An 18,356-nucleotide genomic window follows, 5' to 3' on the forward strand; every position below is an offset into this window, starting at 1 on the left:
TCACCCAGTCGTGCGCTTTGCCAACATTCATTGAGAAAGTTGCGCCGCAGACTAGGCCTCGCGGCCCTCACCCAGCAAGCCGGACAAGGGTTGTTGCAGTTCAGGATCCAGCTCGGGGAGCTGCTCCAGACTCTGCAGGTTGAAATAGTCCAGAAATTCCCGGGTGGTGGCCAGCAGCTCGGGCCGACCCACCACCTCCTTGTGACCGACGCTGCGAACCCAGCCTCGCTCCTTCAGGGTATTCACTATCTGGCTCGATACCGCCACCCCACGGATGGCTTCGATCTCGGCCCGGGTAATGGGCTGGCGATAGGCGATCAGGGTCAGCGTCTCCATCACGGCGCGCGAGTAACGCGGCGCCCGCTCGCTCCAGAGGCGAGAGAGCTCCTCCGCATACTCCTGGCGAGCCTGGAAGCGCCAGCCGGAGGCAACCTCCTTGAGCTCCACCCCCCGCGCCTCATAGTCTTTCCTGAGCTCGGCCAACAGCAGCTGAACGTAGCGGCCAGTCACCGGATAATCCGCCAGCACCCCGGCTTTGAGTTCGCTCGTGCTCAAGGGGCGACCTGCCACAAAGAGGGCAGCCTCGATCAGGCTCTTTAGCCGTTCAGCAGGCAAGGCCATGATGCGCCTCCCTCAGCGTCAGGATCTTGAATCGTTCAGTGGGCAACGCCAAGGTTGCCCTCCTCACTCTGGCTGGCCAGGGCGAAATGAATTGGCCCAAGGGGCTCGGCCTGCAAGATCCAGATAAGGGACTCCTTGCACAGCTCCAGCAGGGCCAGAAACGTCACCAACACGCCCATGCGCCCCTCTTCGGCTCTGAGCACCTGTTCCAGGCGCAGAGTCTGGCCCAATGAGAGCCGGGCGAGAATTTCCGCCATGCGCACCCGGGTCGGGATCTGCTCACGGCGGATCTGATGATGTTCGAAATGAGTCGCGCGTTTTACCACACTTTGCATGTAAAGGGCGAGCTCAACCAGTGAAACATCGGGCGTGAGCGGCTTGAGATCGCCGAAATCCGGTGGCAGGGCCGTGGCGATAAAGATCTCCCGCTCCAGCCTTGGCAGCTCATCCAGCCGCTCGGCGCCGACCTTGAAGCGCTCATACTCCTGCAAGCGGCGAATGAGGGTGACGCGGGGGTCTTCCCCCTCCTCCTCGTCTTCCAGCTCAGGTGCCTTGGGCAGCAACAGCCGGGATTTTATCTCCGCCAGCCAGGCCGCCATCAGCAGGTATTCGGCCGCCAGTTCCAGATTGAGCCCCTGCATCAACTCCACGTACTCCATGTACTGGGCGGTGATCTGCAGGATCGGCAGGTTCAGAATGTCCAGCTGCTGGCGCCGGATGAGGTAGAGCAGCAGATCGAGCGGCCCCTCGAAGGTGTCGAGGAAGACTTCCAGCGCATCGGGCGGAATAAACAAATCCTGGGGCAGCTCATGATAGGGCTGCCCCAGGACCTTGGCGATGGGCAGAGGGAGGCTCGCCTCCCCCGCAATACCCGCCACTGTCGCCTCGGCGGGAGCCGTGTCTACCGCCTTATTCAAACGGCGTGGGATCCCCGGCGCCGCGGCGACGCAGCACCGGCTCGTCGTCAGAGAAATCGACCACAGTGGTCGGCTGCTCGCCCAGATAGCCACCGTTGACCACCAGATCCAGCTGCCTGCCGAGCTTGTCGGCGATCTCTTCCGGATCGAACTCCGCCATCTCGGAGCCCGGCAGGATCAGGGTGGTGGAGAGCAGGGGCTCACCGAGCTCCTCCAACAATGCGAGGGCGATGTTGTTGGCCGGCACCCGAATGCCGATGGTCTTCTTCTTCTCGTTCATCAACCGGCGCGGCACTTCCTTGGTCGCCTTGAAGATGAAGGTGTAGGGACCAGGGGTGTTGTTCTTGATCAGCCGAAACGCCGTGTTGTCCACCTTGGCATAGGTGGCGATTTCGGAGAGATCCCGGCACACCAGGGTGAAGTCATGGTTGGGATCGATGCGGCGGATGCGGTAGATGCGCTCCAGCGCGTCCTTGTTGCCCATCTGGCAGCCCAGTGCATAACCGGAATCGGTGGGATAGACGATGACGCCGCCGTTTTGCAGGATCTGAACCGCCTGGCCAATCAGACGCGCCTGGGGGTTATCCGGATGTACGTAAAAATGCTGACTCATAAACTGTTCTCGCAATAGCGGCAGGAGATACCTGCCTGTAGTTCCCAAACAAGAGCATGGCCACAGGCCCCTTGGCCCATGACACTACCTTAACCTGTTTGACGCCGACTCGCGCGCGCCAAAGGGTCGAACCGGCGGGCGCAGTGCCACCACCCACGACCGTCGTTAGCGGCTCGCCAGCAGGCTGGCATGCTGCTCGCCCGTCAGGCCAAAGTGGCCGGGATAGCCCAGCCAGAGCGGCATACCCTCTTTGGGCAGCCAGAGATGACGGCCAAGCTCGGTCCAGTTGGAGGGAAAATGAAAATCCGATCCCACCGAAATGTAAAAATCATGCTCCTTGGCCCACTGACCGAGATTCGCGCGCTCCTGCGGGCTCTGCTGGGGCAATGACACCTCCATGGCATCACCACCGGCGGCCTTGAAGGCGACCAGCAACCGCTTGATCCACTTGGCGGTGAGGCCATAACGGCTGGGGTGGGCCAGCACCGCCAGCCCACCGGCGCCATGAATGGCCTCGATGGCGAGCGCCATCTCGGGCCACTCGGCGGGCACATAGCCCTTGTTGCCCCGGCTCAGGTATTTCTTGAACACCTTCTGCATGTTGTCCGCCACGCCGCGGGCCACCAGCACACGGGCAAAGTGGGCGCGAGTCACGGCAGCGTCACCGGCCAGCGCCTTGGCCTCTTCATAGGTACCCGGGATCTGGCACTTATCCAGACGGCGCCCTATCTCCTCGGCCCTCGCCTCACGGCGGGCCAGTTGGGCGGCCAAAAAGGCACAAAGCTGCGGATTTTTTTCATCCACCCCCAGCGCCACGACATGGATCTCGTGGTGCTCCCAACCGGTGGAGATCTCGACCCCGCTCACCAGTCGCAGCGGCAACTGCTCGGCGTCGATCGTTGCGCGGATCTCATCAAGGCCGGCGAGGGTGTCGTGGTCAGTGACCGCTAACACCTCGACCCCTTTCTCGACCGCGCGGCGCACCAGGTCCCGGGGGGCCAACACACCATCGGAGGCGGTGGTATGACAGTGAAGATCGAATCTCATCGGCTTATTTCGCTCTCATCAACAGGCCTGTCTGGCAAAAGACAAGCAAAAAAGCGACTTGACTTGGCCGCGGCTTTATCGTTTTCTGTAGGCACTTCAACTGCAAACAGAACGTTACAGGATTCTATCATGCAAACGACAATCACCCTGAACCATAGCTGGTGGTGGCACATTCCCTAACATGCGGGCGTGTGGTCGTTGCTGTACCTGTAATCTGACAGCAAATTAAGAACCCAGAGAAAAAGCCCGCTGACCCCAGCGGGCTTTTTTATTATCCGGCAAATGGACATCTGATGAAACCGAGAATTCTGATAAGCGCAACGACGAGGCGATGGCGGACCCACTGAGGCAACCCACTCCATCCATTTTCAAGAGACTCAACATCATGAACATCGGTTACACAGAACAGCTGCAAGGGAACGCATTATGACAGCCAGCAAGACCCGGTTACCCCTGGGTGAATTCGATACCATCCGGCTCAACGCCCCCTATGTGACAGACCCGCTGGCACTCTATAGCCAGCTCTGCCAGGGCCGCCCCAACAACCTGCTGCTGGAATCGGTAGAAATAGACTCCAAGGCCGGCACCCAGAGCCTGCTGCTGGTAGACGCCTGCCTGCGCATCGAGTGCCGTGGCCGCACCGTGCGGGTGCGCGCCCTCAACGACAACGGTGAGCGCTTGCAGCGCCTGCTCGATGAACGCCTGCCCGCCCTCATCACCCGCACTCAAGAGAGTGGCGAGCTCTGCCTCGCCTTCCCGGCCTCCGATCGGGAGCTGGACGAAGACAGCCGCCTCAAGGGCATCAGCGTGCTGGACGTACTGCGCACCCTGCAACGGGAGCTCCAATGCCAACTCGGTAAAGAAGCGCTGTTTATGGCGGGCAGCTTCGCCTACGACCTCATCGCCTCCTTCGAGGATCTGCCAGAGGTACCGGAAGGCAGCAACGACTGCCCCGACTACTGTTTCTATGTAGCCGAGACCCTGATCACCATCGATCACATCAAGCAGAGCACCCAGCTGGTCGCTTGTCTCTTCGGCGGCGAGCAGGATGACAGCCAGCTCGATGAGCGCTATGCCCGCCTGACCTCTCGTCTCGAGACCTTCAAGCTGGCCTGCCAGCAGCCACAGCCCAAGCAACAGGCGACCCAACCGCTGACCGGCGCGCTGGCCGTTGACAAGAACGACAAGCAGTTCTGCGCCGAAGTCGAAAAACTCAAAGGCTTTATCCGTCGCGGCGACATCTTCCAGGTGGTGCCGTCACGCAGCTTCTCCCTGCCCTGCCCCGAGCCCGTCGCCGCCTACCGCCGCCTCAAGCAGACCAACCCCAGCCCCTACATGTTCTACGTGCAGGACGAGGGCTTCACCCTATTTGGTGCCTCGCCGGAGAGCGCGGTCAAGTTCGAGGCAAGCAGCCGCCAGGTAGAGATGTACCCCATCGCCGGCACCCGCCGCCGTGGCCTCAACCCCGATGGCAGCATCAATCTGGACCTGGACGGCCGCATCGAGCTGGAGCTGCGTCAGGACGAGAAAGAGGTCGCCGAGCACCTGATGCTGGTGGATCTGGGCCGCAACGACATCGCCCGCATCTCCGAGCCCGGCACCCGTTACGTAAAGGATCTGCTGAAAGTGGATCGCTACAGCCACGTGATGCACCTGGTCTCCCGAGTGGTCGGTACCCTTCGTGCCGATCTCGATGCCCTGCACGCCTATCAGGCCTGCATGAACATGGGCACCCTCACCGGCGCCCCCAAGCTGCGCGCCAGCGAGCTCATCCGCATGGTGGAAGGCAAGCGCCGCGGCAGCTACGGCGGCGCCGTGGGCTATCTCAACGGCGTGGGCGAGATGGACACCTGCATCGTCATCCGCTCCGCCTTCGTGAAAGACGGGGTCGCTCATGTCCAGGCCGGTGCCGGCGTGGTCTATGACTCCAAGCCCCAAGCCGAAGCCGACGAGACCCGCGCCAAGGCCGCCGCCGTGCTGGCCGCCATCGCCGCCAGCCATGGCACCTCCTTGCAGGCCCTGAGCCTGCAGGAACATCAGTCAGAGAAGCACAAGGAAGCGCGCCATGACTAACATCTTCCTGCTCGATAACTTCGACTCGTTCACTTACTGCCAGGTTGCCGATCAGTTCCGCCCTTCGAAGGAGCAGTATCATGACTAATATCTTCCTGCTCGATAACTTCGATTCGTTCACTTACAACCTGGTGGATCAGTTCCGCACTCTCGGCTACCCGGTGCGCATCTACCGCAACAGCCTGCCGGCGAGCCGCATCATGGCCGAAATTGAAGCCGCAGGCGGCGACGCCGTGCTGGTGCTCTCCCCTGGCCCTGGCGCCCCCCACGAGGCGGGTTGCCTGATTGATCTCATCAAGCTGGCCCGCGGCCGGGTGCCCATCCTCGGTATCTGCCTCGGTCATCAGGCCCTGTGTGAAGCCTACGGTGGCACCGTCGGGGCGGCGGGTGAGATCGTCCACGGCAAGCGATCCTTGATCGAGCACAACGGCCACGGCGCCTTCGCCGGTCTGCCAAGCCCGCTGCCGGTGGCCCGTTATCACTCCCTGGTCGCTACCTATGTGCCGGAAGAGCTGACGGTGATTGCCCACTATCAGGGCATGCCCATGGCCATAGAGCAGAGCGGCGAGCGGGTGCTCGGCTTCCAGTTCCACCCAGAATCCATCATGACCAGCGAAGGGGCCCGCCTGCTCACCCAGGCCCTCGCCCACGTGACGCGTCCCGAAAGTACGGTGCGGTAAGGAGACCCCCATGCATCAACATCTCAATACCCTCTATCAGGGACTGTCACTGTCGCGCGATGAAGCGCGCGATGCCTTCGGTCAGGTCGTGCGCGGCGAAGTGGATCCCATCGTGCTCTCGAGCCTGCTCACCGCCCTCAAACTCAAGGGGGAAACCCCGGAGGAGATCGCCGGCGCCGCCGATGCACTCCTGGCCGAGGCCCGCGACTTCCCGCGTCCGGATTACGCGTTTTGCGATATCGTTGGCACCGGCGGCGATGGCCTCAACACCATCAACGTCTCCACCACCTCGGCCCTGGTGGCTGCCGCCTGCGGCCTCAAGGTCGCCAAGCACGGCAACCGCTCGGTTTCGAGCAAATCGGGCTCAAGCGACTTGCTGGACAAGATGGGGATCAAGCTCGACATGAGCCCTGAGCAGGCCCGTCGTTGTCTCGATGAGCTCGGCATCTGCTTCCTGTTCGCCCCCCAGTACCATGCAGGGGTGCGCCACGCCATGCCGGTGCGCCAGGCCCTTAAGACCCGTACCCTGTTCAACGTGCTCGGGCCTCTTATCAACCCGGCCCGCCCCACTTACCAGCTGATGGGGGTCTATGCGCCGGAACTGGTGCGCCCCATCGCCGAAACCCTGCTGGCGCTGGGTCTGAAAACCGGTATGGTGGTACACGGCGCGGGGCTCGACGAGATAGCCATCCACGGCCCGACCCAGGTCGCGGAGATCCGGGACGGTGAAATTCGCGAGTACCTGATCACTCCGGCAGACTTTGGCCTCGCCACCTACCCGGTCAGCGCCATTCAGGGCGGCGAGCCGGAAGAGAACCGCGCCATCACCGCCGCCATCTTGGCGGGCGAAGGCAGCCCGGCCCACAACGCCGCCATCGCCGCCAACGTGGCTCCGCTGCTGGTGATGGCGGGCAAGGCGCCGGACTTCAAGCAGGCCGCCGCCTTGGTGCTGGCCAAGCTCGCCAGCGGCGAGTGCAGCGCCCTCGCAGCGGCGCTGGCCACCCTGAGCCATCAGGAGGCATGATGTCAGCCACAGCTCAACACAGTCGCCCACAAGGCAGTACCCAGCTTCGCAAGGATAACGAGATGTCAGACGTCATTGCCCCCCATGGGTTCTTGAACATGGACTCCATCAACCAGACCATCCTCGGCAAAATCGTTGCCGCCAAGCAGGGCTGGATTGAGGCCCGCAAGAAAGCCCAGCCGCTGGCGAGCTTCCAGGGCGCCCTGGTGCCAAGCGATCGGGACTTCGAGGGGCAGCTGCGGGCAGGCTCCACCCGCTTCATTCTCGAGTGCAAGAAGGCCTCTCCTTCCAAGGGCTTGATCCGCAATGACTTCAGCCCGGAGGCCATCGCCGATGTCTATGGCAAATACGCCACCGCCATCTCTGTGCTGACCGACGAGAAGTTCTTCCAGGGGGATTTCGCGTTTCTGCCGAGGGTGCGAAGCCGCGTCCAACAGCCAGTGCTGTGCAAGGACTTCATGATTGACCCCTATCAGGTCTATCTAGCACGCCACTATCAGGCGGACGCTATCCTGCTGATGCTCTCGGTGCTCACCGACGAGGGCTATAACGCCCTGTTCGCGGTGGCCAAGGAGTTGGGTCTCGGGGTGCTGACCGAGGTGAGCAATGAGGAAGAGCTGGAGCGCGCCATCGCCCTTGGGGCACCGGTCATTGGCATCAATAACCGTGACCTGCGGGATCTCAGCGTGGATATCGCTCGCACCGGTCAGCTGGCCTCCCGCATCCCGGCGGATCGCATTGTCATCAGCGAGTCCGGTATCCGCAACCGCGCCCAGGTGGCCGAGCTGCGCCAGCACGCCAAGGGCTTCCTGGTGGGATCATCCCTGATGGAAGAGGACGATCTGGACGCCGCGGTGCGCAAGCTCACCCTCGGTCAGAACAAGGTGTGCGGCCTGACCCGCGCCGAGGACGCCGCCGCAGCCCATCAGGCGGGCGCCGTGTTCGGTGGCCTCATCTTCGTGTCCAAGAGCCCACGCTACGTGGACATCCCCGCCGCCCGCGCCGTGATGGCGGGCGCGCCGCTTTCCTATATAGGGGTGTTTCGCAATGCCCAGCCAGCGACCATCGCCAAGACGGTGGAGGCGCTGAACCTCGCCGCCGTGCAACTGCACGGGGATGAAGACGCCGCCTATATCGAGGGCCTGCGCCCCTTGCTGCCTGCGGGCTGCGAGATCTGGAAAGCGGTCGGCATCACTCTCGGTGAGACAAATGGTGAGCCGCTGCCGAGCCTCGACTTCCCGGCGGATCGCCTGCTGCTGGACACAAAAGTGGGCAGCCAGAGCGGTGGCACCGGCCAGGCCTTCGACTGGGCCCTGCTGGCGAGCCTGGACAAATCCCGCCTGATGCTGGCGGGAGGGCTGAACGCCGACAACGCATTGCAAGCCGCCCAGGTCGGCTGTTTGGGCCTTGATTTCAACTCCGGGGTAGAGAGTGCGCCGGGCCAGAAGGATCCCCAGAAGCTCGCCGCGGCCTTTGGCGCCTTGCGCCAACTGTGAGAGTGCCCAGCGCCAACTGTAGGAGTGCTCTGCGGCCCTATGAACATGCACCAAATTGATGAATCGCTTTCGCCTATAAATACAAGGAATAGTCTCATGACACTGCTCAATCCGTTCTTCGGGGAATTTGGCGGCATGTATGTCCCCCAGATCCTCGTCCCCGCCCTGCTCCAGCTGGAGAAGGCCTTCGTCGATGCCAAGGAAGATCCGGCCTTCATCGCCGAGTTTGAGGAACTGCTGACCGAGTACGCTGGTCGCCCGACCCCGCTCACCCTGACTCGCAATTTGACCAAGGGCACCAAGACCCGGCTCTATCTGAAACGGGAAGACTTGCTGCACGGCGGCGCCCACAAGACCAACCAGGTGCTGGGCCAGGCCCTGCTCGCCAAGCGCATGGGCAAGACCGAGATCATCGCCGAGACTGGCGCCGGTCAGCACGGGGTCGCCACGGCCCTGGCCTGCGCCCTGCTCGGTCTGAAATGCCGGGTCTACATGGGTGCCAAGGATTGCGAGCGCCAGAAGCCGAACGTGTTTCGCATGAAGTTGATGGGCGCCACTGTCATTCCGGTGCACTCCGGCTCATCCACTCTGAAGGATGCCTGCAACGAGGCGCTGCGGGACTGGGCCGCAAACTATGACAGCGCCCACTACCTGCTCGGCACCGCCGCCGGTCCCCACCCCTTCCCCACGATCGTGCGGGAATTCCAGAAGATGATCGGGGAAGAGGCCAAGGCCCAATGCTTCGAGAAGGAGGAGCGCCTGCCCGATGCGGTGATCGCCTGCGTCGGCGGCGGCTCCAACGCCATCGGCATCTTTGCCGACTTCATCGAGAATGAGTCGGTGCGCCTGATCGGCGTCGAGCCGGGTGGTCACGGCATCGAGAGCGGCGAGCACGGCGCGCCGCTCGGTCACGGCAGCAAGGGGGTCTTCTTTGGCATGCACTCCTACCTGATGCAAGACAGCCAGGGTCAAATTCAGGAGTCCTACTCCGTCTCGGCGGGGCTGGATTTCCCCTCCGTCGGCCCCCAGCACGCCCATCTGGCCGCTATCGGCCGGGCAGAATATGTCTCCATCACCGATAAAGAAGCGCTGGATGCGTTCCAGGAACTGGCCCAATCGGAGGGGATTATTCCAGCACTGGAATCCTCCCACGCCCTGGCCCATGCCCTGAAACTCGCCCGCAGCGAGCCTGAGAAAGAGCAGGTGCTGATCGTCAACCTCTCCGGCCGTGGCGACAAGGACATCTTCACCGTCGCCGACATCTTCGAAAAAGAAGGAACCCTGTCATGAATCGCTACGCACAACTCTTCTCCCGGTTAGCACAAGCCAAGCAGGGCGCCTTCGTCCCCTTCGTGATGCTGGGGGATCCGACCCCTGAGCTGTCACTTGCCATCGTCGATGCCCTGGTCGAAGGGGGCGCCGATGCCCTGGAGCTCGGCATTCCCTTCTCGGATCCGGTGGCGGACGGCCCCACCATCCAGGGCGCAGCCCTGCGCGCTTTTGCGAGCCACACCACCCCGGATGACTGCTTCGGTCTGCTCACCAAGATCCGCGCCAAGTACCCAGAGCTGCCCATTGGTCTGCTGGTCTACGCGAACCTGGTCTATGTGCGCAAGATTGACGGCTTCTACGAGAAATGCCAGCTGGCGGGCGTCGACTCCGTGCTGGTGGCGGACGTGCCGGTGCAGATGTGCGAGCCCTACAAGGCCGCCGCGGACAAATACGGCATCGACAGCATCTTTATCGCCCCGCCGAACGGCGATGCCGAGACCCTCAAAGCCGTGGCGGAACTGGGCAGCGGTTACACCTACCTGGTGAGCCGCGCCGGCGTCACCGGCGCCGAGACCAAGGCCGGCATGCCGGTGGATGGGCTGATCAATACCCTGCGCGAGTTCAAGGCGCCCCCCGCCCTGCTCGGCTTTGGCATCAGCGAACCGGCCCAGGTACGCGATGCCATCAAAGCCGGCGCCGCCGGTGCCATCTCGGGTTCGGCCGTGGTGAAGATCATCGAAACCCACCACCAGAACCCGGAACATATGCTCACCCGCCTCAAGGAGTTTGTGGAAGGGATGAAGGCGGCGACTCGTCACCCCTGATCCCCAGGCCTGGCTTGGCCCCACAGCCCTGACCCTAAGCAACAAGGGAGCCCGAATGGGCTCCTTTTTGTTTTCCTTGTCTGCCCCTGTCTCTTTGCCCCCTCGCCCCCTGGAAGAGGGTTGGGGTGAGGGACATCAGGATCTGTGATGCGGCTGCGCCGCATGGGACACGAGGACTCCGTCCTCGATGGGGTTTCGCCCGCCCTTCGGGCCTGGGCGAGTGACTTTTCTTTGCGTGGCCAAAGAAAAGTCACCAAAAGAAAGGCCACCCCCGCTTATTCGCCCGACTGACGTCGGGTTCCTTCGGCTCACCCTCTTGTCCAACGGCACGCGCCGATGGGCCGTCCATGGCCCAGCGCCGCTCGCTCGGCATCCTGCCTCGCGGCCTGGACAAGAGGACTCGCCTCAGCGAATAAGAGGGAGATCAACACCGTGCCAGCCTGAGGCTACCGTGCAACAGTGAACAAACCCCTCTCCCCTTGGGAGAGGTTGGGATGAGGGGAATTCCCGATCTTCTTCTCACCCAGCAGCTCACTTAAACGGCGGTAATCACTAATTGGTTGAACCAGCTCCGGTTTCTATCAAAACCCTCTTCCCATGTCTCAATCCAGCCCCTTATGATATCCAAACGACAATCAACCTCTGGGGAGAGCGTCATGGAAGCGATTATTGCAATCTCGCGGGTGAAAAGCAGCATGCTGGGGGCTGAAACTCAGGGGCGGTAGCTTTGCTGGGATTTGCCGTAGCCGGCTCCTGAACTGTTTCTTTATAAAGGGGCAATGGAGGCATAAAAAAGGAGGTCAAGCGAATACATTCAAGTATCAGAGGTAGACTGGTAATATTTTTATTTAGTTTGATTTTTTTCATGGCAACTATCATGGCAGAGCGGAGTTATATGGAAGGCTCTGCTATCGGATTAGTGCCGCCTTCTATCTAATTACTGTTAGTCTCACCCCACTTAGCATCGAAGTAAATATCATGAGGTACTAGTGCATAGCGTATTAATCACAGAAAAAAATATTGAGCTTCAATATATTGAGTTAAAATTTGGTCGCCCCGAGTTTACTCCTGATGACGGTTTGGGTTCACTTGATAATCTACATCAAGCAAGTGACGCCATAGTCTCTATATCGGGATATATTGATGGAAAACTGAGAAGTATTGGCAGTGGAATAATTGTAGGACCCGGTCTAGTTCTAACTGCAACCCATGTTTTTGAAGAATTTCCTAGAACAGGTTCAGGACCAGTATTGCTCTCTTTTCTACCTGAAAAAAAAGCTCGTGCATGGTTGCCTACCGCTACAGTAACTTGTTCCGGGCCCAGTAGGTACAATCCATGGGATGCGAAGGCAAAGATTGTCTCAGATCTTTCGATCGTTTCATGTGACTTGAATTCTGAAGCACATTTAGAGCACCCTCTTTCTCTTGTCCCGATGGAACTTTGCCTGCCATTGCCTGGAACCAGATTATGGGCTGTGGGGTTTCGTAATGGTGATTTTGAATCAGATAGTACCTTGGTATCTCCGTTGATCTCATCTGGTCTAGTGACAGATTGCTTTCCACATGGCAGAGGAGAAAGAATGCCTTCTCCATGTGTTGAAGTAGACATGGAAACATTAGGTGGGATGAGTGGAGGCCCTGTTTTCAATGAAGCAGGTCATTTAGTTGGTATTGTATCTTCATCCTTTGATGGAGGGCCATCTTATGTCACTCTGATCTGGGATGCTCTACGAATTTCTATTGAAGGACTTCCTCAAGAAGTCTGGGGGAATAGTGATTCAGGAATACTAGAAGGTATAGATTTAGGCCTTGTGCGGGTTCGTGGTCAATTTAAAGCAGATACTGATAGAAATATAACATTAACCCTGTCCGATGAGGAAATGAAGTATCTCATTCCTCAAGAGCAACCCAATCAAGAGACTAATAAATAAATGCAGGTGACGCCTACCGCGCACCTTATTTAGGTGTTAGCACTTATAAATCACGGAAATTTGATCAGGGGGTATTATGAATACTCAAGATGGGACGCACTATTTGTGCGAGCTAGTTAAGACCCTAAGTGATAATCGCAATGCTGGTAGCTACCTAGGTGACTTTACCATTTCGGCTGTAGTTGGCGGAAATACAAAGGTATCAGACGACATAATTAAATGTCAGCTAACAATAAAGTACGATTCTGTTGATATAAGCATGTATTGGGAAGAGTGCGGTTACAAAGGTTTTAGGGATATGGGACTTTATGGTCGCACGAACTCAAAATATTTTGAGGTTGATGAATTGACCGATAGGTCATTCAAAATCACAGATAAGTCCAGTGGTAATACAACTGAATTTAACTGGTAATAATAGTGCTAAAAAAGCCAAGCATAGCGCCCGTAAAAAACGCGGGCTGGACCTCGCTTCGCTCAGCCCGTGTTGGCGGCGTTAGATTCCCAAGTAACCTAAGGATTGGAGATTAAATTGCTAGAAGTCGTAATGAGCAAGCAAGTAGATATTTATATTGCGATAGCCACATCAATTTTTGGAGCTGCTTTAGGATTGGTGCTATCAAAAGTATTTAGTAGCGAGTCCCAAAATGTAGGAGTTGGGACGAGTATTACCAAAACCGTCAGTATTAATACGATAAATCACTACTCTTATGAAATAAGAAAGAATACGCCGCAGGAAACAGAGGTGTTTATGTTTCTTGGTGGCTTTTTTGTTTTTGTTGGGCTTACTTTATATGGTTTCTTCCGGACAGCCATTTTAACTTCGCTATTGTATGGAGAGGTTTTTTTACTCTCCATCTGGGTCGGGGCTGTTCTACGGTCAATGGTAATCGGTAGATTTAAAGGGATTGCTTGGTCTATTTATCTACTATATGTCGTAGCCTTCATGATCATGTACTTTATTGCTATAGGTCTCGCTTTTAATCCTCTCTATGCTCCAGACAATTTTCAATACGTTGAGCAAATTATCAACCAAGCTGGTTGGTCTGGCCTGAAACGATATTTTATAACAGATGACCTTCTTTGGTTTGCTGTTCATTTGCTTGGCGTGTGCGCGCTTATTTTTACATTTTGGCAAATAACAATGTCACTGCTGCATATCATAGTTGCAGGCAATAGCATTTCTTCTGGAAACCCTGACTCATGGATTATTAAAAAAACCGCAAAATACTGTACCCCATGGAGCAACATTATATTCATTACTCTATTCATCTTGTTCGGCGGAGCTATGGTGTCAGGCCTTTTTCTTCATTGGGTTCAACATGAAATACCCATTCTATTAAAAGAGCTTATGAATGTTGTGCTGTATGGCAGAGGTTGAATCTAGCAAAGCTTTGCAGCGGACAAGCCGCTGAATGAGGCGTTATACATCTGTCTCATCAAATACCTTAGGAGATCGACATGACCACAGAAAATAAAAAAAATGCCACTACCGAGATATTGAAAAATAATGAAATACCAGAGATAGAACTAAAAGATGATCAGCATCCGCGATATTTAGAACATAAAGAAAAAATTATAAATCTTCATCAAGATGGAGCCATCACGCAGGCCCAATTAGCAGCAATAACAACGCTAGCTCCCCATCTCGTTGACCTAACAAAATCGGTAGCAGAAACCGCCGCCAAAAGCCAGAATTCAGTTCTTGAAGCGCACAAAGCTACAGCAAAGAATGCATTAAGCGCACAGGAAAAAATAATTGAAAAAACAAATTCCGAAGAAACACTTTCCAAGGTTTCAGACAATATTTCAAATATGAATAAAAGCAACAACGAAACCCAAGAAAGACTTAATCAATCGAATAATAGTCTGTATGAAAAACTTACTATCGGCGCCATAGGCGCAGTTATTGGTGCAGTTGCTGGATTCCTCTTTAGCAGAAAATAGCGCGCAACGAGCACAAATGTCTAACCACTGGTTCAAACCGTTTGCTTCACTCACTGGGACGGGCTAAAGCCCGCACCTTAACCAAACGTTAGAGAAAAGAATGAGCAGGCGGCTACTAAAAAATCAGGATACCCATCTTTCTGAGCAAGACATTGCATAGCCAGAACACAAGAGATGGGTGTCCAAGTTTTTATTTTTTGCCCAGCCACAATATATCCTGCAACCCTTTCCCATCCCAACACTACCGCCCCCATACCCGCCAGCCCATCAAAACCAGCATCAATACAACACCCGGTAACCAGACCCAATAGCGCTCGGAGAGGATTACCACTTCACCTCGGGCGGTCAGGTAGGCCTCCAGCTTGAAGGGGACGACCTGGATCACCAGCCATTTAGTAAACAAGCGCGCGGCATGGCTCACCACCAACCTTGAGCCCACGGCGGGCATTGCCTACAATGGCCCACTTTTTATCAAACTCAGGTCTATAAAATGAGCGACAACAAACCTGCACTGCCCGACCGTCTGGCGGCCAACCCGCGCAGCCCGCACCATGTGGCGGAGTGCTTCGAGCACGAGATCGGCATTCGCCTCAACGGCAAGGTGCGCACCAATGTCGAGGAGTATTGCATCAGCGAAGGTTGGGTAAAGATCCCCTCCCCCAAGGCCAAGGATCGCTATGGCAATGCCATGCTGATCACCGTCAAGGGCACCGTTGAAGCCTTCTACGCCTAAATACGTTGCCACGCCCTGATCAGGGCTCGATATCCCAAACACCGGCCCAGCGCCGGTGTTTTGTTTTTCAGCATCAAAGTGCACGGATAGCCGCCTTGGCTCCTATTCGATACTTCAATCCGTATCCGACCTTTGCGCCATCAGGCCGAGGATCCATCTCCAGCCATATAAAAAGCCCCGTCAGGCCTTGCGGCGAGACGGGGCTTTATCATTTTTTATAATTAAATTTCCAATGACATTAGCAAGCCTAATGAACTGACATCTTCTCTAGACCAGAGTCCTCTGCCCTAGCCCAGCGAGGCGAAGATCCCGGCCAGGGTCGCACTCATCAGGTTGGCCAAAGTCGCGGCCAGCACGGCCTTGAGGCCCATGTTCGCCACGTCGTGGCGGCGCTCCGGCGCCATGGTGCCGATGGAGCCGAGCTGGATGGCGATGGACCCCAGGTTCGCGAAGCCGCACAGGGCGAAGGTGATGATGATCTGGGTGTGGGCGCTCAAGCTCTCCTTGATGCTGGCAAAGTCCAGATAGGCGACGAACTCGTTCATGATGACCTTCTGGCCAATCAAGGATCCTGCCGCCATCATCTCGCTGCTCGGCACCCCGATAAGCCAGGCGACGGGAGCGAACAAATAGCCCAGCAGTAGTTGCAAGGAGAGCTCTGGCCAGCCGAACCACTCCCCAACAGTGGCAAAACCAGCGTTGAGCATGGTGATGACGCTGACAAAGGCCAGCAAGATGGTGCCGATGGCCACCGCTATCTTCATGCCCCCCATGGCGCCGCCCGCCAGGGCATCGATGGCGTTGCTGTAGTCGCTCTTGTCCAGGGTGATCTCGTCTTGCTCCCGCACCCGCTCTTGCTCGGGCACCAGCAGTTTCGCCATCAAGAGGCCACCGGGCGCCGCCATAAAGGAGGCGGCGATGAGGTATTTGAGATCCACGCCGAGAGCGGCATAACCGCCGAGCACCGAGCCCGCCACCGAGGCCATGCCGCAAGTCATCACCGCAAAGAGTTCGGAGCGGGTCATGCCCGCCAGGAAGGGGCGGATCAGCAGGGGCGATTCCCCCTGGGAGAGGAAGATGTTGCCGGTGGCCACCAGGGACTCGGCGCGGCTGGTGCCGAGCAGGCGGTGAATGCCGCCCCCCAGCACCCGGATCACCCACTGCATGATGCCGAAGTGGTAGAGCACGGCGATCAACGCGCTGATGAAGATAACCAGCGGCAGCACCCGCACCGCGAAGATGAAGCCGTTGCTTGCCAGATCGCCAAACACGAAGCGGATACCGCTGTCGGCAAAACCGAGCAGGGCGGAGACGCCGTTGCTCATGGCGCCGAGCAGCAGCTGACCGGGGGGGAAGTAGAGCACCAGGGCGGCGAAACCGGTCTGCAGGGCCAGGGCCCCGAGCACGGTGCGCCAGCGGATGGCGCGGCGGTTCTCACTGGCCAGCCAAGCGATAAACATCAGGGCCAGCATGCCGACCAGACTCAATAACAGTGTCATCTTGCACCTATGAAGAGAGGAGTTTCATATGGCAAGTCTGCAGACGGGGGGCGCGAGGACGTCAGGCGGGGCGTGCCGACCACGCGACACACAAACCACAAACCTACGGTTCAGTGGCGGGTCCCATCCTGGGGTCATTCACGTTCCGGGTGACGGCGAGTATCGGTGACGCCAGCCGCGCGGGATAGTCGGCGACTGGCAGGTCGGGCGGCGATGGTACAGTGATCCACGTCACATAAAAAGCGGTAAAACGATTCGCCCCAGCAATTTTTTTGTCGCTGACAAAACCCATTCCAAAATAACCGCCACAAGGCAGCCAATATTCAAAGCAAGGTGGCCCACTGTTTGTGAAAATGAATATCAATATCGAGTATTGGTACTAGAAAAGTATTAGCCACGGCATCCAGTGCAAGTCACCTGAAAAACGTTTTTCATTTAAATCTTTAAAAAATCTTTATTTTACATCTGAACGAACATGACAGCTCATATAATGAGCGCCTTTAATAGCATCAAATCATCAATAACAAAAATATAAATAGTTCAGTCTATTAGGAAAAACATCACATGTTCAGAACCCTGCTCGATCAACCTATGCAAATTACCCAGGCTCAAGATAAATCTTGGCTGGTGTTAAGCGATGGCTCGATAAAGAATGTCCAAATAAGGGATTTGATACCCAAGGGGTCATTGCTTGTTTCCAAATCAGACGTGGAGCTCACTCCTCCCGCCCCCATTTCTGATGCATCCGAGTCATCGGCCCAACCCGCCATAGCTCTCGAGATTGAGCCGCTGTCGCCCGATGAACAGCAGGAGCTTGCCGAGATTCAGAAAGCGATCCAGGACGGCAAGGATCCCACCGAGATTGCACAGGCTACCGCCAGTGGCGGTGTATCGGGTATAGCCTCTGGCAATGCGGGCGCTATCGTGACCGAACGCACCAATAACGCGACTATATCCAATGCCGGGTTTGATACTGAACATGAGACGCCAGAATTTATCAGATATGACGATATCTTGGGCGAGTACATCTCTGGAGAGAGAGAACACGACCCAGTCGCTTTTGACCAGCAGCATATTATTTCAGAAGATACTCCGACCCTTTATGCTCAAGTGCCCATGGCACAAGATCCCGATCATGATGGTATTAATCCCCAAGGCTATGTCCTTATTACGGATGTAGAGCAAGGCCAACTGACATTAAATGCCGATGGCAGCTATATATTTACCTCCCCTGCAGAGTTTCAATCTCTGAAAGAGGGAGAAACTCGACAAGTATCCTTTACCTATATTGCCACTGACCCTAAAGGCAACCAGAGTGCCCCGGCTACGGTCACCATCACCATCACCGGCACCAATGACAACGCCACCATCGGTGTTGCCACTCCGGGCGCTGACCAGGGTGCGGTCAAAGAAGACGTGACCCTCACCACCGGCGGCAAGCTGGTTGCCACCGATGTCGACAATGGCGAAGCGGTGTTCCAGCCCCAGACCGACATCAAGGGCGCCCACGGCACCTTCACCATCGATGCCGATGGCAACTGGACCTATCAACTCGACAACAACGACCCGCTGGTGCAGGCCCTCAAAGAGGGTGAGACCCTGCCGAGTGAAACCTTCGTGGTCAAGAGCGCCGATGGCTCCGCCGAGCACAGCGTCACCGTCTCCATCACCGGCACCAATGA

17 protein-coding genes and 1 pseudogene are annotated in these 18,356 nt (G+C 57.3%); 12 read left to right on the forward strand and 6 right to left on the reverse strand.

Features of this window, described 5'->3' with window-relative positions:
* Nucleotides 1-51 precede the first annotated feature (51 nt).
* The 4 genes from scpB to rnm all read right to left on the reverse strand — a co-directional run bounded on the left by scpB (nucleotide 52) and on the right by rnm (nucleotide 3,198).
* Entirely contained in the window at nucleotides 52-621 is a 570-nt protein-coding gene (gene scpB / locus BN1137_RS13715; RefSeq protein WP_050719153.1) for an SMC-Scp complex subunit ScpB, read from the reverse strand.
* A gap of 35 nt (nucleotides 622-656) precedes the next feature.
* Complete coding sequence (locus BN1137_RS13720) at nucleotides 657-1,538, reverse strand: segregation and condensation protein A (protein ID WP_050719154.1); 882 nt, start codon at nucleotides 1,536-1,538, stop codon at nucleotides 657-659.
* On the reverse strand, nucleotides 1,531-2,151 hold the full coding sequence (locus BN1137_RS13725) for an L-threonylcarbamoyladenylate synthase (protein ID WP_050719155.1): 621 nt from the start codon (nucleotides 2,149-2,151) through the stop codon (nucleotides 1,531-1,533). Before BN1137_RS13725 ends, BN1137_RS13720 begins: the two co-directional genes overlap by 8 nt.
* Before the next feature lie 165 nt (nucleotides 2,152-2,316).
* Nucleotides 2,317-3,198, reverse strand: a complete 882-nt coding sequence (gene rnm / locus BN1137_RS13730) for an RNase RNM (protein WP_050719156.1) — start codon at nucleotides 3,196-3,198, stop codon at nucleotides 2,317-2,319.
* A gap of 426 nt (nucleotides 3,199-3,624) precedes the next feature.
* On the opposite strand from rnm, the gene BN1137_RS13735 reads away from it, so the two are divergent.
* From BN1137_RS13735 to BN1137_RS22470, 10 genes are all read left to right on the forward strand, one after another.
* Nucleotides 3,625-5,271 carry an anthranilate synthase component 1 gene (locus BN1137_RS13735; protein WP_050719157.1) on the forward strand — a complete coding sequence of 549 codons (1,647 nt, stop codon included), beginning with the start codon at nucleotides 3,625-3,627 and terminating at the stop codon, nucleotides 5,269-5,271.
* 80 nt (nucleotides 5,272-5,351) lie between these two features.
* Nucleotides 5,352-5,951, forward strand: a complete 600-nt coding sequence (locus BN1137_RS13740) for an aminodeoxychorismate/anthranilate synthase component II (protein WP_042640053.1) — start codon at nucleotides 5,352-5,354, stop codon at nucleotides 5,949-5,951.
* Nucleotides 5,952-5,961: 10 nt separating this feature from the next.
* Nucleotides 5,962-6,975, forward strand: a complete 1,014-nt coding sequence (trpD, locus tag BN1137_RS13745) for an anthranilate phosphoribosyltransferase (protein WP_050719158.1) — start codon at nucleotides 5,962-5,964, stop codon at nucleotides 6,973-6,975.
* Nucleotides 6,975-8,471, forward strand: coding sequence for a bifunctional indole-3-glycerol-phosphate synthase TrpC/phosphoribosylanthranilate isomerase TrpF (gene trpCF / locus BN1137_RS13750; RefSeq protein WP_050719159.1), 1,497 nt, complete (start codon nucleotides 6,975-6,977; stop codon nucleotides 8,469-8,471). Before trpD ends, trpCF begins: the two co-directional genes overlap by 1 nt.
* 96 nt (nucleotides 8,472-8,567) lie before the next feature.
* Nucleotides 8,568-9,761 (forward strand): tryptophan synthase subunit beta, encoded by a 1,194-nt coding sequence (trpB, locus tag BN1137_RS13755; RefSeq protein ID WP_050719160.1) that lies wholly within the window; start codon nucleotides 8,568-8,570, stop codon nucleotides 9,759-9,761.
* On the forward strand, nucleotides 9,758-10,567 hold the full coding sequence (gene trpA / locus BN1137_RS13760) for a tryptophan synthase subunit alpha (RefSeq protein WP_050719161.1): 810 nt from the start codon (nucleotides 9,758-9,760) through the stop codon (nucleotides 10,565-10,567). The genes trpB and trpA overlap by 4 nt, the downstream gene beginning before the upstream one ends.
* A 989-nt stretch (nucleotides 10,568-11,556) precedes the next feature.
* Complete coding sequence (locus tag BN1137_RS22040; protein ID WP_083443462.1) at nucleotides 11,557-12,498, forward strand: S1 family peptidase; 942 nt, start codon at nucleotides 11,557-11,559, stop codon at nucleotides 12,496-12,498.
* A gap of 76 nt (nucleotides 12,499-12,574) precedes the next feature.
* The gene (locus BN1137_RS22465; protein WP_157433761.1) at nucleotides 12,575-12,910 is read left to right on the forward strand and encodes a hypothetical protein; all 336 of its coding nucleotides are present in this window, start codon (nucleotides 12,575-12,577) and stop codon (nucleotides 12,908-12,910) included.
* 132 nt (nucleotides 12,911-13,042) lie between these two features.
* Nucleotides 13,043-13,876, forward strand: coding sequence for a hypothetical protein (locus tag BN1137_RS13765; RefSeq protein WP_050719162.1), 834 nt, complete (start codon nucleotides 13,043-13,045; stop codon nucleotides 13,874-13,876).
* Between the two features lie 80 nt (nucleotides 13,877-13,956).
* Nucleotides 13,957-14,442, forward strand: a complete 486-nt coding sequence (locus BN1137_RS22470; RefSeq protein ID WP_157433762.1) for a hypothetical protein — start codon at nucleotides 13,957-13,959, stop codon at nucleotides 14,440-14,442.
* Between the two features lie 241 nt (nucleotides 14,443-14,683).
* On the opposite strand, the pseudogene BN1137_RS13770 reads toward BN1137_RS22470, so the two are convergent.
* Nucleotides 14,684-14,848 (reverse strand): annotated as a pseudogene (locus BN1137_RS13770) (metal-dependent hydrolase); the annotation flags it as partial.
* 84 nt (nucleotides 14,849-14,932) lie between these two features.
* On the opposite strand from BN1137_RS13770, the gene BN1137_RS13775 reads away from it, so the two are divergent.
* Nucleotides 14,933-15,175 (forward strand): DUF3297 family protein, encoded by a 243-nt coding sequence (locus BN1137_RS13775; protein ID WP_050719164.1) that lies wholly within the window; start codon nucleotides 14,933-14,935, stop codon nucleotides 15,173-15,175.
* A gap of 287 nt (nucleotides 15,176-15,462) precedes the next feature.
* On the opposite strand, the gene BN1137_RS13780 is transcribed toward BN1137_RS13775, so the two are convergent.
* Nucleotides 15,463-16,674, reverse strand: coding sequence for a NupC/NupG family nucleoside CNT transporter (locus BN1137_RS13780; protein ID WP_050719165.1), 1,212 nt, complete (start codon nucleotides 16,672-16,674; stop codon nucleotides 15,463-15,465).
* 564 nt (nucleotides 16,675-17,238) lie between these two features.
* On the opposite strand from BN1137_RS13780, the gene BN1137_RS22475 reads away from it, so the two are divergent.
* Nucleotides 17,239-18,356, forward strand: a 1,118-nt coding sequence (locus BN1137_RS22475) for a retention module-containing protein (RefSeq protein WP_157433764.1), incomplete at its 3' end; no start/stop codon positions are given.

It is taken from the genome of Aeromonas tecta (assembly GCF_000820185.1).
GTDB classification, from domain to species: Bacteria; Pseudomonadota; Gammaproteobacteria; order Enterobacterales; family Aeromonadaceae; genus Aeromonas; species Aeromonas tecta.

What these genes read in the sequence shown, in the direction of transcription:
- trpD (WP_050719158.1), top strand. Translation starts at nt 5,962, where the DNA reads ATGCATCAACATCTCAATACCCTCTATCAGGGACTGTCACTGTCGCGC.
- BN1137_RS13765 (WP_050719162.1), top strand. Translation starts at nt 13,043, where the DNA reads ATGAGCAAGCAAGTAGATATTTATATTGCGATAGCCACATCAATTTTT.
- BN1137_RS13780 (WP_050719165.1), bottom strand. Translation starts at nt 16,674, where the DNA reads ATGACACTGTTATTGAGTCTGGTCGGCATGCTGGCCCTGATGTTTATC.
- BN1137_RS13775 (WP_050719164.1), top strand. Translation starts at nt 14,933, where the DNA reads ATGAGCGACAACAAACCTGCACTGCCCGACCGTCTGGCGGCCAACCCG.
- rnm (WP_050719156.1), bottom strand. Translation starts at nt 3,198, where the DNA reads ATGAGATTCGATCTTCACTGTCATACCACCGCCTCCGATGGTGTGTTG.
- BN1137_RS22470 (WP_157433762.1), top strand. Translation starts at nt 13,957, where the DNA reads ATGACCACAGAAAATAAAAAAAATGCCACTACCGAGATATTGAAAAAT.
- scpB (WP_050719153.1), bottom strand. Translation starts at nt 621, where the DNA reads ATGGCCTTGCCTGCTGAACGGCTAAAGAGCCTGATCGAGGCTGCCCTC.
- trpB (WP_050719160.1), top strand. Translation starts at nt 8,568, where the DNA reads ATGACACTGCTCAATCCGTTCTTCGGGGAATTTGGCGGCATGTATGTC.
- BN1137_RS13725 (WP_050719155.1), bottom strand. Translation starts at nt 2,151, where the DNA reads ATGAGTCAGCATTTTTACGTACATCCGGATAACCCCCAGGCGCGTCTG.
- BN1137_RS13740 (WP_042640053.1), top strand. Translation starts at nt 5,352, where the DNA reads ATGACTAATATCTTCCTGCTCGATAACTTCGATTCGTTCACTTACAAC.
- BN1137_RS22465 (WP_157433761.1), top strand. Translation starts at nt 12,575, where the DNA reads ATGAATACTCAAGATGGGACGCACTATTTGTGCGAGCTAGTTAAGACC.
- trpA (WP_050719161.1), top strand. Translation starts at nt 9,758, where the DNA reads ATGAATCGCTACGCACAACTCTTCTCCCGGTTAGCACAAGCCAAGCAG.
- trpCF (WP_050719159.1), top strand. Translation starts at nt 6,975, where the DNA reads ATGTCAGCCACAGCTCAACACAGTCGCCCACAAGGCAGTACCCAGCTT.
- BN1137_RS13735 (WP_050719157.1), top strand. Translation starts at nt 3,625, where the DNA reads ATGACAGCCAGCAAGACCCGGTTACCCCTGGGTGAATTCGATACCATC.